This window comes from Mycobacterium sp. TH-M11, assembly GCF_057473725.1.
This window is the reverse complement of the sequence record NZ_JBYCLD010000141.1, coordinates 1-13933: the sequence shown is the minus strand read 5'-3', so window position 1 is coordinate 13933 and position 13933 is coordinate 1. Positions and strand designations below refer to the sequence as shown.

Genomic DNA, 13933 nt, shown 5'->3' with positions numbered 1-13933 from the left:
TCTAGGCCTGCGCCGCGGATCGCTACAGCTGCGTGACGCTGTCTTGCGACCAGTAGGCCTTCATCGCACTGATCTTGCCCTCATGGTCGAAGACCATCACGTCGATCGGCTCGATGAGCATCTTGCTCTCACCGGCGGTGACGATCAGCTTGAAGTGGAACGCCGCCTCGTGGCCCGCCACCCGCAGCGTCACCAGTTCGCACTGCCGCTGCACGGCTTCCATCGCGGAATAGAACCCGTGGATGGCCTGCCGCCCGATGTGCACCTCACCGCCGACCGGATCTTCGACGGTGGCGTCTTCGGCGTACAACTCGACGAGATCGTCCGCGGTGCCACTGCCCACCAGGCTGATGTAGCGGTTGACGACGGCGGTGATCTTTTCGGCGCTCAGCATGCGTCGCAGGTTACCGCGCAGGATTTAACGACCCGCCGCCTCCTCGGGCCGTGGCGCGGCCCGCATCGTCACCGCGAGAGCGATTCCGCCAGTTCGTCGCCGCCCGTGACCGGCAGATCGCAGACTTGGCCGCGGCACACATACGCCGCGTCGACACCCCCGACCCGGTCGCGGCCGGCCAGCAAAGGCGACGAATCCACCGGGCCGCCGACCACGATCGCGCCGCCGGGTGCAATGCGGCGAGCCTCGGCCAGCAGCGGCGAGCCGGGGCCCGAACAGGCCACCGCGATCTGCACCGGCCCACGCACGGCGGCCTCGGCGACGGACAGCCAGTGGCCGGCCGAGCGCGGCGCGCGAGCCAGTAGCGGCGAATGTGCTTGCAGCGCATCGGCTGCCGCCTGCAGGTAGCGCTCCTGGCCGGTCAGGTGGGCCGCGGTGAGCAACGCCTCGGCGACCGCCGAGGCGCCAGACGGGGTCGCGTTGTCGTACGGGTCGGCTGGCCGCAGCACCAGCTGCTCAGCGTCGTCGGCGCTGTCGAACCAGCGCCCGGGCTGGTCACGATCGGCGAAGTGCGCCAACGCAATATCGAGCAGCGTGGTGGCGGCGGTCAGCCAGCCGGCGGCCGGCGACAGCTGACAGAGCGCGAGCAGACCGGTAGCCAGCATCGCGTGATCCTCCAGCATCGCGGCGCTGTCGCCGGCCCGGCCCCCCAGGCTGGCCCGCCGCAGCCGGCCGTCCACCAGATGCAGACGCAGCAGCTCCTTGGCGCAATGGGCTGCGGCGTCGGCCAATTCAGGCACGTCCAGCGCCACAGCGGCCTCGGCCAGCGCGGTAATCGCCAGGCCGTTCCAGGCGGTGACGACCTTGTCGTCGCGACCCGGCTGGGGCCGGGTCAGCCGGGCCGCCAACAACGCGGCCCGGATGCGCTCGAAGCGGTCAGGGTCCGTGGGGTCTTCCAGCCGCTGCAGCACCGATGCGCCGTCTTCGAATGTGCCGGTCGTTGTCACGCCGAAAGCCAAAGCGGCCCAACGCCCATCGCTGTCGCCAAGCACGTCGGTGAGCTGGTCGGGTGTCCAGACATAGGTCGAGCCCTCGCGGCCGTCAGCGTCGGCGTCCAGCGACGACGTGAACATGGCGTTGTCGTAACGCAGTTCGTCGAGCAGAAACCGCGCGGTCTCGGCAGTGACGCGCCGCGCCAACGGGTCACCGGTTCTGCGCGCCCAATGCGCATAGGACCGCAACAACAGCGCGTTGTCGTACAGCATCTTCTCGAAATGCGGCACCACCCAGGCATTGTCGACGCTGTAGCGGGCGAACCCGCCGGCCAATTGGTCGTACATGCCGCCCCGAGCCATCGCGCCCCCAGCCCGTTGGACGGCGGCCAGCGCCTCCGGCGACCCGGTCCGCTCCCAATGCCGCAGCAGCGCCTCGATCAGGGTCGACGGGGGGAATTTCGGCGCCCCACCGAATCCGCCGTGTGCGACATCCTCATCACGCAACACCGCCCCCACAGCGTGGTCGCAGAGCGCCGACTCCAGTTGCGGACCGCGGTCGGGCAACCCCGAAACCATCGAGCGCAGGCCGGCCGTGATCTGGTCGGACGTCTGCTCGACCTCTTCACGCCGATCCCGCCAAGTCTCCGATACCGCCGAAAGTAGCTGCAGAAAAGCCGCTTTGGGGTAGTAGGTGCCGCAGAAAAACGGCCGTCCATCGGGTGTCAGGAAGCACGTCATCGGCCAGCCGCCCTGCCCGGTGAGCGCGACGGTGGCACTCATGTAGACCGCGTCGATGTCGGGCCGCTCCTCGCGGTCCACTTTGACACAGACGAAGCCGGCATTCATTGCCGCGGCCACCTCGTCGTCGCAGAACGATTCGTGCGCCATCACGTGACACCAGTGGCAGGCGGCGTAGCCGATCGAAAGTAGCACCGGCACATCGCGTTGCGCGGCCTCCGCCAACGCGACCGACGACCACTGCCGCCAGTGCACCGGGTTGTCGGCGTGCTGGCGGAGGTAGGGGCTGGCGGCCCCGGCGAGCTGGTTAGCCCCCGGACTCAAGGGCGCGGCTCATGCGGCGGTTGATCGATCGTGCCGTCGTCGACAGCCTGGTCGGGCTCGGGGTGCCGCGGATCGAAGGACTCCGGCAGCGTCTTGAGGTGCCGATTCATCGAACGCACCAAAAGCACTACCGCGATCAGCAGCAGCACAACAACCAACAGCCCGAATGGGCTGGCTTTGCCGAAGTCCGGTCCGCTGTTGTGTGGCCCGTCCTCGGCCAGCAGCGCCGACACGGCCAGGTTCAGATACGTCACAGTTGATCCTCGATTCCGGCGAACAGGTCGGTCTCGGGCAGCCGCACCGGAACGCGCGAGCGGGCCAGCTCGAATTCTTCGGTCGGCCACAGCTCCTGCTGCCACGAGATCGGCGCGGCGAAGAAATCGCCATCGGGGTCGATCTGGGTGGCGTGCGCGCGCAGCGCGTCGTCACGCCGACCGAAATACGCCGAGCATTCGACACGCGTCGTCACCCGCTCGGCATGGATATCGTGGGCGGGATCCCAGTGCTTGAGCCACTTCTCGAATGGCCCGGTCTGACCGCGCCTGGCGAACTCGTCTTGCAGCTTCTGCATCCGCTGCCGCAGGAATCCGTGGTTGTAGTAGAGCTTGGACACCGTCCACACCGGGCCCGCCTCCGGGAAGCGACGATAGTCACCGGCTGCCTCGTAGGCGGCCACCGAAACCTGATGGCAGCGAATGTGATCGGGGTGCGGGTAGCCGCCGTTCTCGTCGTAGGTGGTCATCACGTGTGGCCGGAACTCCCGCACGACCCGTACCAGCGCCTCGGTGGACACCTCCAGCGGCGTCAGCGCAAAACAGTCGTTCGGCAGTGGCGGCGGCGGATCTCCTTGCGGCAAGCCGGAGTCGACGAAGCCGAGCCAGGCGTGTTCGACACCGAGGATCTCGGCCGCCTTGGCCATCTCGTCGCGTCGGACGTCGGCAATGCGTCCATGTACCTCCGGCAGATCCATCGCTGGGTTGAGGATGTCGCCCCGCTCGCCTCCGGTCAGCGTCACCACCAGGACTCGGTAGCCCTTGTCGGCGTAGTAGGCAAGGGTGGCAGCGCCCTTGCTGGACTCGTCGTCCGGGTGGGCGTGCACCGCCATCAAACGCAGTTCGCTCACGTGCTCCCTGACTATGCTGTCGTGTACCGCCTATAGTTCCAGGTCCATATAGTTCCAGGTCCATATAGTTCCATCCCGGACGCCGGGGGCCGAAACCCCGGGCATCGACAAAGCGACACCATGACCGAACGCTCTCCCACACCGCCGCAGGCCCGCTACGGGCGTTCTCGGCTGTCCCGTCCGTCGCGGCGCTGGTTCATCGTGCTGTCCGTCGTAGTCCTCGCGGCCGGGACGACGCTGGCACTGATCGCGTACCAGCGACTGGGCCGCGCCGACGTCGACGGGACGCTGGCCGGGTACCGGCTGATCGACGGCCAGACCGTTTCAGTAACCATCAGCGTGACCCGAAAAGACCCCTCCCGCGCGGTCGATTGCATCGTGCGGGTGCGCGCCAAAGATGGCAGCGAGACGGGTCGGCGCGAGGTGCTGGTTGCGCCGGCCAAACAGAAAACCGTGCAGGTCACGACGGTACTCAAGTCCAGCAAGCCGGCCGCGATGGGCGATATCTACGGCTGCGGCACCGACGTGCCCGGCTACCTGCGCGCGCCCTGACCAACCGCGCCGACAAGCAAACCCCTAACTGCGAAAATGTCCCCGGCCATCACCTCGGCGGTGGTAGGCTGGCCTGATGCACGGTTCCGGCTGGGACCGTGTATTGCTGCATTAGCGGCCATGTGCCGCACAGGGGGTCCGCCCGACTACTGAGGTCGGCAGCACCCGTGGCGGAACCGCGCGGCAGCACGACCGACAGCCTGCCGCGGCGGTAATCCGCCCACCGACACCACGAGGAGCACGACGAGATGACGGACACCCAGGTGACCTGGTTGACCCAGGAGTCACATGATCGGCTGAAGTCCGAGCTCGACCAATTGATCGCGAATCGACCGGTCATCGCCGCCGAAATCAACGACCGGCGCGAGGAGGGTGACCTACGCGAGAACGGTGGCTACCATGCCGCGCGCGAAGAGCAGGGACAGCAAGAAGCGCGCATTCGCCAACTGCAGGACCTGCTCAACAATGCGAAGGTCGGCGAGGTGCCCAAGCAGTCCGGCGTGGCGCTGCCGGGCTCGGTGGTCAAGGTGTACTACAACGGCGACAAGTCCGACACCGAGACGTTTCTGATCGGCACCCGTGAGCAAGCCGTCAACGACGGCAAGCTTGAGGTGTACTCACCGAACTCGCCGCTGGGCGGCGCGCTGATCGACGCCAAGGAAGGCGAGACGCGCAGTTACCATGTGCCCAACGGCAGCACCATCAAGGTGACCCTGGTCAGCGCGGAGCCGTACCACTCCTAGCCCCAATGCCGAGCGGGCCCCGATGCCGAGCGGGCCGTCAGCCGAGCGCCTGCTCGAGGTCGGCGATCAGGTCGGCGATGTCCTCGATGCCGACCGATAGCCGCACCAGGTCGTCCGGAACCTCCAGCTGCGAGCCGACCGTCGACGCGTGGGTCATCGCACCGGGATGCTCGATCAACGACTCCACCCCGCCCAGCGACTCGGCGAGGATGAACACCTCGGTGGCGGCACACAACGCCTGTGCCGCCGCGCGACCGCCTTTCATCCGCACCGACACCATGCCGCCGAAACCGCGCATCTGTCGGGCGGCGACCCGGTGACCGGGGTGGCTCGGTAGGCCGGGATACAACACCGTATCCACCGCGGGGTGTTCGGCGAGGAATTGCGCTACCGCAGCGGCGTTTTCGCTGTGCCGCTGCATGCGCAGCACCAGCGTCTTCAGGCCGCGCATGGTCAGGTAGGCGTCGAACGGCCCCGGGACCGCGCCGGCGCCGTTCTGCAGGAAGCCGAACGCCGCATCCAACTCCTCGTCGTTGGTCACCAGCGCCCCGCCCACCACGTCGGAGTGCCCGCCGATGTATTTCGTCGTCGAGTGCAGCACGATATCGGCGCCCAGCGTCAGCGGCTGCTGCAGCGCCGGTGAGGCAAAAGTGTTGTCCACCAATACTTTTGCGTCATTGTCAGTTCCAATCTGGGAGATCCCGGCGATGTCGCCGATCGACAGCAACGGGTTGGTCGGCGTCTCTACCCAGATCAGCCGGGTCTGCGGCGTGATCGCCGCGCGCACGGCGTCGAGGTTGGCCAGCGAGACTGGGGTGTGCAGCACGCCCCAGTGGCGGAAGACCTTGTCGATGAGCCGGAAGGTGCCGCCGTAGGCATCGTCGGGAATCACCACGTGATCGCCGGGACGCAGCACCGCGCGCAACGCGCAGTCGGCGGCCGCCATGCCGGAGCTAAAGGCACGCCCGAAGCGGCCGTCCTCGACGGCGGCGAGCGCAGCCTCCAGTGCGGCCCGGGTCGGGTTACCGGTGCGGGCGTACTCGAATCCACCGCGCAGACCGCCGACCCCGTCTTGGGCGAAGGTGCTGCTGGCGTAGATCGGGGCATTGACCGCGCCGGTCGCCGGGTCAGGCCGATAGCCGGCGTGGATGGCCTTGGTGGACAGGCCCGCTTTGGCTAAATGTTCGTGTCCGCTCATCGTCGATCAGCCTAGTCATCGCAACCAGCCGGCGCGGGAGCGCCGATCCGTGGTCTACGCCGACGTGCCCTCGGCGGGTGGATCCTGCGGTAGGCAGACCGTGGCCATCATTTTGTCGGCCAGTGTCTGTCGCTTGGCGTCCCACAGCGGGAACAGATAGCCGACGCAGAAGATGACCGCGTCGACCACGTGGGCGATCGCCCGCAGCATCGACATACCGAATCCGATGGGCTTTCCGGTGTTTTCGCTGACGACCGTGAACCTCAGCAGCGACTTGCCGATGCTGGCGCCGGTGACGCCCTGGCGATAGCCAAAGTTCCAGACGAAATAGCCCAATCCGATCAGCGCCGAAATCCACATCACGGTGAGGCCCAGCGACGAAGGCCCCGTCGAGCAGATCTGCTCGACGGCATTCATGGTGATGTTGGTCAGGCATGCGCTGTTGACGGAGTTCTCCAGCACCAGCCAGCCGACGCCCAGAATCAACGCCAGCGGTAGGTGGTCGACGAGGTAAGCCACGGCCCGGATGCTCCACGGCGTGTACTGCTCGCGGGTCAGCCCGCGCAAGACCGGTCCCGGTGGCGGCGGAACGTATCCCCCCGACTGTGGTGGCGGCGGCGGGTAGTTGCCGCCTCCCGGTGGTGGTGGCGGCGGGAACGACGACGGTGGTTGCTCGGTCATCAGCGACTTTCTCTTTGCCCGACTTTACTTACGTGACGCACCGTCAGATAGGAAGCCAAGCAGGTCGTAGCGGGTGATGACCCCCACCGGCTTGCCTTCCTCGACGACCATTACCGCGTCCAGATCTCGCAGTGTCTTGGCCAGCGAACCGACCTGATCGCCGGCGCCGATGATCGGCAGCGGCGGGCTCATGTGCTGGCCGACCGCGTCGGCCAGGTGCGCGCGGCCCTCGAACACGGCCGAGAGCAGTTCGCGCTCGGAGACACTGCCGGCCACCTCGCCGGCCATCACCGGCGGCTCGGCACCGACGACCGGCATCTGCGACACCCCGTACTCGCGCAGGATGCTGATCGCGTCACGCACGGTCTCCGACGGATGGGTGTGCACCAGGTCGGGCAGGTGACCGGACTTGCCCCGCAGCACGTCACCGACCGTAGGCTGCTCGACCGAGCCGTCCAGCCTGGTCCGCAGGAAACCGTACGACGACATCCAGGCGTCGTTGAAGATCTTCGACATATAGCCGCGCCCGCCATCGGGCAGCAGCACGACGACCAGAGCGTCGGGCCCGGCTCGCTCGGCCGCCTTCAGCGCCGCCACCACCGCCATCCCACAGGAACCCCCGACCAGCATGGCCTCTTCGCGGGCCAGCCTGCGGGTCATGTCGAACGAATCCGAGTCCGAGACCGCGATGATCTCGTCGGGGATGGCCGGGTCGTAGGCGGCCGGCCAGAAATCCTCACCGACACCTTCGACCAGATAGGGCCGGCCACTGCCGCCGGAGTACACCGAGCCTTCCGGGTCGGCGCCGATCACGCGCACCTTCCCGCCCGAGGCGTCCTTGAGGTAGCGCCCGGCGCCGGTGATCGTCCCGCCGGTTCCGATCCCGGCCACGAAATGGGTGACTTGACCGTCGGTGTCGGCCCAGATCTCCGGACCGGTGCTCTCGTAGTGGCTGGCCGGACCCTGCGGGTTGGAATACTGGTCGGGCTTCCAGGCGCCCTCGGTTTCGCGGACCAGCCGATCGGAGACGCTGTAGTAGCTGTCCGGGTGATCGGGCGGCAACGCCGTCGGGCACACCACCACCTCGGCGCCGTAGGCGCGCAGTACGTTGCGCTTGTCCTCGCTGACCTTGTCCGGGCAGACGAATATGCAGTGGTAGCCGCGACGCTGCGCGACCAGAGCCAACCCGACGCCGGTGTTGCCGGACGTCGGCTCGACGATGGTGCCGCCGGGCCGGAGCGCTCCGCTGGCCTCGGCGGCGTCGATCATTTTCACCGCGATCCGGTCTTTGCTGCTCATGCCCGGGCTGAGGTATTCGACCTTGGCCACCACCCGGCCCGAACCCGGCGGCACGACCGAGTTCAGCGCAACCAGTGGCGTGTTTCCGATGAGTTCACTGATGTGCCGCGCGATCCGCATGGGTTGAATCGTCTCAGGTGCGTCTGGGCTGCGCGCGGCAGCCCGGTTGGGCCTCAGCCGGTGGCCTCGCGGATGTACTCGCCGATCTGTCGCAGCGAACGAACCGCTTCGGGAACGATCGGCGCGGCGAGCTGGAAGTCGTGGATCTGTCCGGGCCAGACTCGTACCTCGGTCGGCACGCCCGCAGCGGCGAGGGCGCGGGCCGCCAGACGGGCGTCGTTCAACAACACTTCCGAGCCCGACACGTGGATCAACGTGCGGGGAAGCCCCGGCTCGACGTGGTCCAACGGCTCATAGAGCTGTTCGGGCTCGCCGTCGACGACATGCTTGCGAGCCGCCTTGGCGACCAAGCTGAACAACGCGTCAAAAGCCTTGGCTCCGAACATCGCATCGGTCTTGATGTTGGGGTGCGATTGCTTGGGTTCCTTGGCCAGCTGCAGCAGCGGCGAGATCGCAACCAGGGCTGCCGGCTCTTCGCCCACCTGCTGGAGCCGTTGGGCCAAAGCTAGAGCCAGGTAACCACCGGCCGAGTCGCCGGCCACCACGATCTGGTCGGGCTGATATCCGCGCAGCCGCAGCCACCGATAGGCGTCATGGCAGTCGTCGAGCGCCTGGCCGACCGAGTGCTTCGGGATGAGGCGGTAGTTGGCCACCAGCACCGGGGTGTCGGCGAACTTCGACAGCGCGTTGACGATTCGGCTGTGAGAGTTGGCACCGCACGTCAGGAAGGCCCCGCCGTGTAGGTACAGCACCACTCGCCGGTTGCCGTCGGCGGGCAGCACACCGGGAGCGCGCACCAACTGCGCTTCGCAGTGCGGCAATTCGACCGTGGTGCGCACGGTTCCCGGGGCGGGGAGCAAGACCCGCGCGGCGAAATCGATGATGCCGAACGGAAACGGGACATGCGGGATATGGCTGACCACACCAAGGGCCGGGCGGATCGTCAGCTTGCAGACCAGAGCGGCCACCATGCCGGAGAGACTGGGACCGCTCTCGACGACTTCGACCGGTCTGCCGCGGGCCCCCAACACGTCACGGGTGCGCACCACCCGGGGGTAAGCCGAAGCCGTACTCAGTGCGGTCATGCTCAACACTCCTACGCCGTTGTAGTGCGATAAACATGTCAACGAAGTTGCGAAGTTCCCCCCCACCACGTCATTAACTCAGCTTGACACTTTAAAGAGTTTCGACAATCAAAGAGTCTGATTCGATACCAAGATTGCTCCGACCCGTAACGCCGCAGGCCCGGGGCACCCTGCCGAGTCGCATTGCGCAACATAAACTGGTCGCGTGGTACGACGCGCACCGCGAAGTTCGATGGTCGCGCTGGCCGCAGCGGGCGCGCTGGCATCGACCGGCACCGCCTATGTGGGGGTGCGAAACCTGCTGATCGGGCAGGCCGAGAAGGCGCGCACCGTCATCCCCAAATCGTGGGACGTCCCGCCTCGCGCCGACGGCGTCTATTCGCCCGGCGGCGGCCCGGTGGAGCGCTGGCAACGCGGGGTGGACTTCGATCTGCACTTGATGATCTTCGGCGACTCGACGGCGACCGGTTACGGCTGCCGCACCGCTGAACAGGTTCCCGGCGTCCTGATCGCCCGCGGCCTGGCCGAGCAGAGCGGTAAACGGATCCGGTTGAGCACCAAAGCAATTGTCGGAGCCACCTCCAAAGGCCTGTCCGGGCAGGTCGACGCCATGTTCGTGGCTGGGCCGCCGCCGGACGCGGCGGTGATCCTGATCGGCGCCAACGACGTCACCCGATTGAACGGCATCGGCGCCTCCGCACGTCGGCTCGGCGCGGCGGTGTGGCGGTTGCGCGCCAGCGGCGCCGAGGTCGTCGTCGCCACCTGCCCCGATTTCGGTGTGGTCAAGGCGATTCCGCAACCATTACGGTGGACGGTGCGGACTCTGGGCCTGCGGCTGGCCCGCGCCCAATCGGGCGCCGTGCGGTCAGCCGGCGGCGTGCCGGTGCCGCTGGCCTCTCTCGTCAACGGCGAGTTCAAACATGCACCCGAGTTGATGCTGTCCGACGACCAATTCCACCCGTCGGCCGCGGGCTATGCCCTGGCCGCAAGCCAGCTACTGCCGGCGCTGTGTCACGCGCTCGGCGAGTGGGCCGGCGAGCCACTGCCCGGCCTGGCGTCGTCGTCGGCCACCGAAGCCGGGCCCGGCTATTCGATGCTGCGGTTATTGTCCCGGCTGTGGCGTCGGCCCACCACCGGCGTGCCCGCGCCGATCGTCGCCGCCTCCGGCTAGCTCTCACCGAGCCGCTTCGCGGCTCGCATCGTCGTCGGGCTAGATTCGACCGCCCGACTTCTCACCGAGCCGCTTCGCGGCTCGCATCGTCGTCGGGCTAGATTCGGTTCCAGACCACGATCCCCCACACCTGGAGCCGACATGCCGGAAGCCGTCATTGTTTCAACTGCCCGCTCGCCGATCGGGCGGGCGATGAAAGGGTCGCTGGTCAGCATCCGACCCGACGACCTTGCCGCGCAGATCGTGCGCGCCGCTCTCGACAAGGTGGAGGCTCTCAACCCGCACCAGATCGACGACCTGATGCTGGGCTGCGGCCTGCCCGGCGGCGAGCAGGGCTTCAACATGGCCCGGGTGGTCGCGGTCGAACTCGGCTACGACTTCCTGCCCGGCACCACCGTCAACCGGTACTGCTCGTCGTCCCTGCAGACCATCCGGATGGCGTTCCACGCCATCAAGGCGGGCGAGGGCGACGCGTTCATCTCCGCCGGCGTCGAGACGGTGTCCCGGTTCGTCAAGGGCAACTCGGACTCGTTGCCCGACACCAAGAACCCGCTGTTCGACGAGGCCGCGCAGCGCACGGAGAGCGCCGCCGAGGGCGCGCAGGAGTGGCACGACCCCCGCAAAGACCAGCACATTCCGGACGTTTACATCGCGATGGGCCAGACCGCGGAGAACGTCGCGATCATCTCCGGGATCAGCCGCGAAGACCAGGACCACTGGGGTGTGCGCAGCCAGAACCGCGCCGAGGCCGCGATCAAGTCCGGCTTCTTCGAGCGTGAGATCGTTCCCGTCACGCTGCCCGACGGCACCACGGTCAGCACCGATGACGGACCGCGGCCGGGTACGACCTACGAGAAGATCAGTCAGCTCAAGCCGGTGTTCCGGCCCAACGGGACGGTGACCGCGGGCAACGCCTGCCCGCTGAACGACGGCGCCGCCGCGGTGGTGATCACCAGCGACACCAAAGCCAAGGAACTCGGCCTCAAGCCGCTGGCCCGCATCGTGTCCACCGGCGTCAGCGGCCTGTCGCCGGAGATCATGGGCCTGGGCCCGATCGAGGCCTGCAAGATGGCCATGCAGCGGGCCGGCCTGTCGGTCTCCGACATCGACCTGTTCGAGATCAACGAGGCCTTCGCCGTGCAGGTGCTCGGCTCGGCGCGCGAATTGGGCATCGACGAGGACAAGCTCAACGTCTCGGGCGGCGCGATCGCCCTGGGCCACCCGTTCGGCATGACCGGTGCACGCATCGCGACCACGCTGCTGAACAACCTGCAGACCCACGACAAGACGTTCGGTCTGGAGACCATGTGCGTCGGCGGCGGGCAGGGCATGGCCCTGATCATCGAGCGGCTGAACTGAGTTTTTCGAGTTGACTCTGCGTCCGCGGCGCAAAAGTTCGAGTTACGCGCACCGCCCGCGCAGAGTCAACTCATCCCAAGCGCCTCGAACGCGACGAATCACGTCCGAGGCGCGGTGTCGTGACGCCACCCGGACCACGGTCCAGCCGAGTTTGGCCACGTATTCCTGCCGGGTGATGTCGTCTGCGTATTGTCGCGGATCGGTCCAGTGTTGGCCGCCGTCGTACTCGACGGCCAGCATGATGTCGTCCCACCCCATGTCGAGGTAGTAGCGGGGCACGCCGTCGGCACCTGCGACGGCGATCTGCGTTCGCGGCCTCGGAAAACCCGCGCCGATCAACAGCAGTCGCAGCCAGGTTTCCTTTGGTGACTGCGCGCCGGCGTCGAGCAGATCGAGCGCGATCTCCAATTGCCGCAGACCGCGCGTATGTCGATGGCCGGCGGCCAGTTGGGAGACGTCGCGCACCTTGAAATCGGTGGCCGCTGCCAGTGCGTCCAGAGCGGCGACGGCGCGCCCGACGGGACCACGCCTCCCGATGTCGAAGGCAGTGCGTTCCGGTGTCGTGACGAACAGGCCCTCGCGACGCTGGAATTCGCTGTCCGCCAGTCGGTCATCGCGCGTCAAGACGCCCTGCGGCGGTCTCGCATTCCGCCAGATCAACTCGATCGGCACGTCGTCGTCGACCCACCTACTCCCGTGCATCGCCGATGCGGCCGCGCCGGCGATCACCCCCTGCCGCCGCGACCAGAGCCACGCCCCCAAGGTGCGCTGCCGCAACGATGGTTGCGCGCGTCGACCGACATACACGTCCGGCATGATCGCGCGGTAGTAGGTACGCAGTTCATGCCGGCTGAGGTCGCCGACGGCCAACGCCTCGCTACCGATGAACGGCTCCCGATTCATCCACGCATGGTGGCAGCCTGCACCGACACGCGATTGACCCTGCGTCCACGGTGCAAAAGGGCGAGTGACACTCGCCCTCCGCGCAGAATCAACGCCCTGAGCACGAAAAAGCCGGCACACTGCGCGCGTGCCGGCTTTTTCGTATCAAGCGCTAGTCGTTCTGGAAGTAACTCAGCAGGCGCAGGATCTCGATGTACAGCCAGACCAGTGTCACGGTCAGGCCCAACGCAATTCCCCATGCCGCCTTCTCCGGCGCGCCCGCACGGATCATCTGGTCGGCGGCGTCGAAGTCGATCAGGAAGCTGAACGCGGCAATACCGATGCACACCAGCGAGAAGATGATGGCCACCGGACCACCGCTGCGCAGTCCCAGGCCCTCGCCGTGACCGACGCCGAACATCGCCAGAACCATGTTCCCTAGCATCAGTGCCAGCACACCGAACATGCCGGCAACCAGCATCCGGGTGAACTTCGGGGTGACGCGGATGGCGCCGGTCTTGTAGACGACCAGCATGCCAGCGAAGACGCCGAACGTGCCGAGCACCGCTTGGCCGATCATCATCCCTGCATTGGCGCTCGAGCCCACCGTGAAGTTGGTCAGCAGGAACGAGAATGCCCCGAGGAACAGCCCTTCCAGCGCGGCGTAGCTCAGCACGATCGCCGGGTTGTCCTGCTTGCGGGCGAATGTCGCAATCATCACCAACGCCAGGCCGCCGAACGCGCCGACAAAAGTGAACAGGGTGGCCAGCGACTGGTTGGCCGCGACCATGGCATAGGAAACGACCGCGACGGACGAAAGCACCGCCAGGGTGATCCCCGTCTTGGTGACGACGTCGTCGATCGTCAGCGGGCGCGAAACGCCGGACCGCTGGTCGACGTAGGGAGCATAGGGGTCTGCCTGATGAACTGACTGGGTCGCGGCGCCTGCGACGCCGTTACCGAACTGCGCGTATCCGCCACGCTGCTTGGGCAGCGAGCGAAATACCGGGTTACTGGTCTCCCGCACCGTCGTTCCTCTCGTGAGCTGTGGGTTCGAAGCCTTGTTGCGAACAACTGATCAACGAACGGTAGTCCAGCCGCGTTCCCGGCGGAACCACTCAGCACAAACCTTACCCGCGGGCATCGCGACCGGGGTAACGATCTAGATTGCCTGTCAGGCCACCAACAGCGTTCGACCAGGGATTCAACGACAGTTCACCGAGGGGAGGTTGCGCACGTGACGGACAACTCCGACGACATTCTCAGCAG

Annotated in this window: 14 protein-coding genes; 4 read left to right on the top strand and 10 right to left on the bottom strand. The window is 67.0% G+C overall.

The window, feature by feature from the left end; genetic code table 11:
• Positions 1-22: 22 nt before the first annotated feature.
• The 4 genes from AC2VOG_RS06170 to mca all read right to left on the bottom strand — a co-directional run bounded on the left by AC2VOG_RS06170 (position 23) and on the right by mca (position 3574).
• A complete protein-coding gene (locus tag AC2VOG_RS06170) occupies positions 23-394 on the bottom strand; it encodes a nuclear transport factor 2 family protein (protein WP_486939030.1) in 372 nt (123 codons plus the stop codon).
• 68 nt (positions 395-462) lie between these two features.
• Complete coding sequence (locus AC2VOG_RS06165; RefSeq protein ID WP_486939029.1) at positions 463-2451, bottom strand: thioredoxin domain-containing protein; 1989 nt, start codon at positions 2449-2451, stop codon at positions 463-465.
• Positions 2448-2696, bottom strand: a complete 249-nt coding sequence (locus tag AC2VOG_RS06160) for a hypothetical protein (protein WP_486939032.1) — start codon at positions 2694-2696, stop codon at positions 2448-2450. Before AC2VOG_RS06160 ends, AC2VOG_RS06165 begins: the two co-directional genes overlap by 4 nt.
• 5 nt (positions 2697-2701) lie before the next feature.
• The gene (gene mca, locus AC2VOG_RS06155; RefSeq protein ID WP_486939028.1) at positions 2702-3574 is read right to left on the bottom strand and encodes a mycothiol conjugate amidase Mca; all 873 of its coding nucleotides are present in this window, start codon (positions 3572-3574) and stop codon (positions 2702-2704) included.
• A gap of 120 nt (positions 3575-3694) precedes the next feature.
• Here mca and AC2VOG_RS06150 point away from each other — a divergent pair, with 120 nt between their 5' ends.
• Positions 3695-4126, top strand: coding sequence for a DUF4307 domain-containing protein (locus AC2VOG_RS06150; RefSeq protein ID WP_486939027.1), 432 nt, complete (start codon positions 3695-3697; stop codon positions 4124-4126).
• Positions 4127-4374: 248 nt separating this feature from the next.
• Positions 4375-4869, top strand: a complete 495-nt coding sequence (gene greA, locus AC2VOG_RS06145; protein WP_486939026.1) for a transcription elongation factor GreA — start codon at positions 4375-4377, stop codon at positions 4867-4869.
• A 37-nt stretch (positions 4870-4906) separates the two neighbouring features.
• On the opposite strand, the gene AC2VOG_RS06140 is transcribed toward greA, so the two are convergent.
• The 4 genes from AC2VOG_RS06140 to AC2VOG_RS06125 are packed head-to-tail and all read right to left on the bottom strand — an operon-like array spanning position 4907 to position 9252.
• On the bottom strand, positions 4907-6067 hold the full coding sequence (locus AC2VOG_RS06140; protein ID WP_486939025.1) for a cystathionine gamma-synthase: 1161 nt from the start codon (positions 6065-6067) through the stop codon (positions 4907-4909).
• A gap of 54 nt (positions 6068-6121) precedes the next feature.
• A complete protein-coding gene (locus tag AC2VOG_RS06135; protein WP_486939024.1) occupies positions 6122-6748 on the bottom strand; it encodes an RDD family protein in 627 nt (208 codons plus the stop codon).
• Between the two features lie 24 nt (positions 6749-6772).
• Positions 6773-8167, bottom strand: a complete 1395-nt coding sequence (locus tag AC2VOG_RS06130; protein WP_486939023.1) for a cystathionine beta-synthase — start codon at positions 8165-8167, stop codon at positions 6773-6775.
• A 53-nt stretch (positions 8168-8220) separates the two neighbouring features.
• A complete protein-coding gene (locus AC2VOG_RS06125) occupies positions 8221-9252 on the bottom strand; it encodes an alpha/beta hydrolase (RefSeq protein WP_486939022.1) in 1032 nt (343 codons plus the stop codon).
• Between the two features lie 232 nt (positions 9253-9484).
• Between AC2VOG_RS06125 and AC2VOG_RS06120 the strand changes: the two genes are divergently transcribed.
• Both AC2VOG_RS06120 and AC2VOG_RS06115 read left to right on the top strand, forming a co-directional pair.
• On the top strand, positions 9485-10423 hold the full coding sequence (locus AC2VOG_RS06120) for an SGNH/GDSL hydrolase family protein (protein ID WP_486939031.1): 939 nt from the start codon (positions 9485-9487) through the stop codon (positions 10421-10423).
• A gap of 141 nt (positions 10424-10564) precedes the next feature.
• Positions 10565-11782: an acetyl-CoA C-acetyltransferase gene (locus AC2VOG_RS06115; RefSeq protein ID WP_486939021.1), complete on the top strand. Its 1218-nt coding sequence runs from the start codon at positions 10565-10567 to the stop codon at positions 11780-11782.
• A gap of 42 nt (positions 11783-11824) precedes the next feature.
• On the opposite strand, the gene AC2VOG_RS06110 is transcribed toward AC2VOG_RS06115, so the two are convergent.
• Positions 11825-12685, bottom strand: coding sequence for an endonuclease domain-containing protein (locus tag AC2VOG_RS06110; RefSeq protein WP_486939020.1), 861 nt, complete (start codon positions 12683-12685; stop codon positions 11825-11827).
• Between the two features lie 151 nt (positions 12686-12836).
• Complete coding sequence (locus AC2VOG_RS06105; protein ID WP_486939019.1) at positions 12837-13691, bottom strand: Bax inhibitor-1/YccA family protein; 855 nt, start codon at positions 13689-13691, stop codon at positions 12837-12839.
• Between the last annotated feature and the right edge of the window lie 242 nt (positions 13692-13933).

Bases quoted from the DNA above. Each gene is read 5' to 3' on its own strand.
- AC2VOG_RS06170 (WP_486939030.1), bottom strand. From the start codon at position 394: ATGCTGAGCGCCGAAAAGATCACCGCCGTCGTCAACCGCTACATCAGC.
- AC2VOG_RS06150 (WP_486939027.1), top strand. From the start codon at position 3,695: ATGACCGAACGCTCTCCCACACCGCCGCAGGCCCGCTACGGGCGTTCT.
- greA (WP_486939026.1), top strand. From the start codon at position 4,375: ATGACGGACACCCAGGTGACCTGGTTGACCCAGGAGTCACATGATCGG.
- AC2VOG_RS06140 (WP_486939025.1), bottom strand. From the start codon at position 6,067: ATGAGCGGACACGAACATTTAGCCAAAGCGGGCCTGTCCACCAAGGCC.
- AC2VOG_RS06135 (WP_486939024.1), bottom strand. From the start codon at position 6,748: ATGACCGAGCAACCACCGTCGTCGTTCCCGCCGCCACCACCACCGGGA.
- AC2VOG_RS06130 (WP_486939023.1), bottom strand. From the start codon at position 8,167: ATGCGGATCGCGCGGCACATCAGTGAACTCATCGGAAACACGCCACTG.
- AC2VOG_RS06125 (WP_486939022.1), bottom strand. From the start codon at position 9,252: ATGACCGCACTGAGTACGGCTTCGGCTTACCCCCGGGTGGTGCGCACC.
- AC2VOG_RS06120 (WP_486939031.1), top strand. From the start codon at position 9,485: ATGGTCGCGCTGGCCGCAGCGGGCGCGCTGGCATCGACCGGCACCGCC.
- AC2VOG_RS06115 (WP_486939021.1), top strand. From the start codon at position 10,565: ATGCCGGAAGCCGTCATTGTTTCAACTGCCCGCTCGCCGATCGGGCGG.
- AC2VOG_RS06110 (WP_486939020.1), bottom strand. From the start codon at position 12,685: ATGAATCGGGAGCCGTTCATCGGTAGCGAGGCGTTGGCCGTCGGCGAC.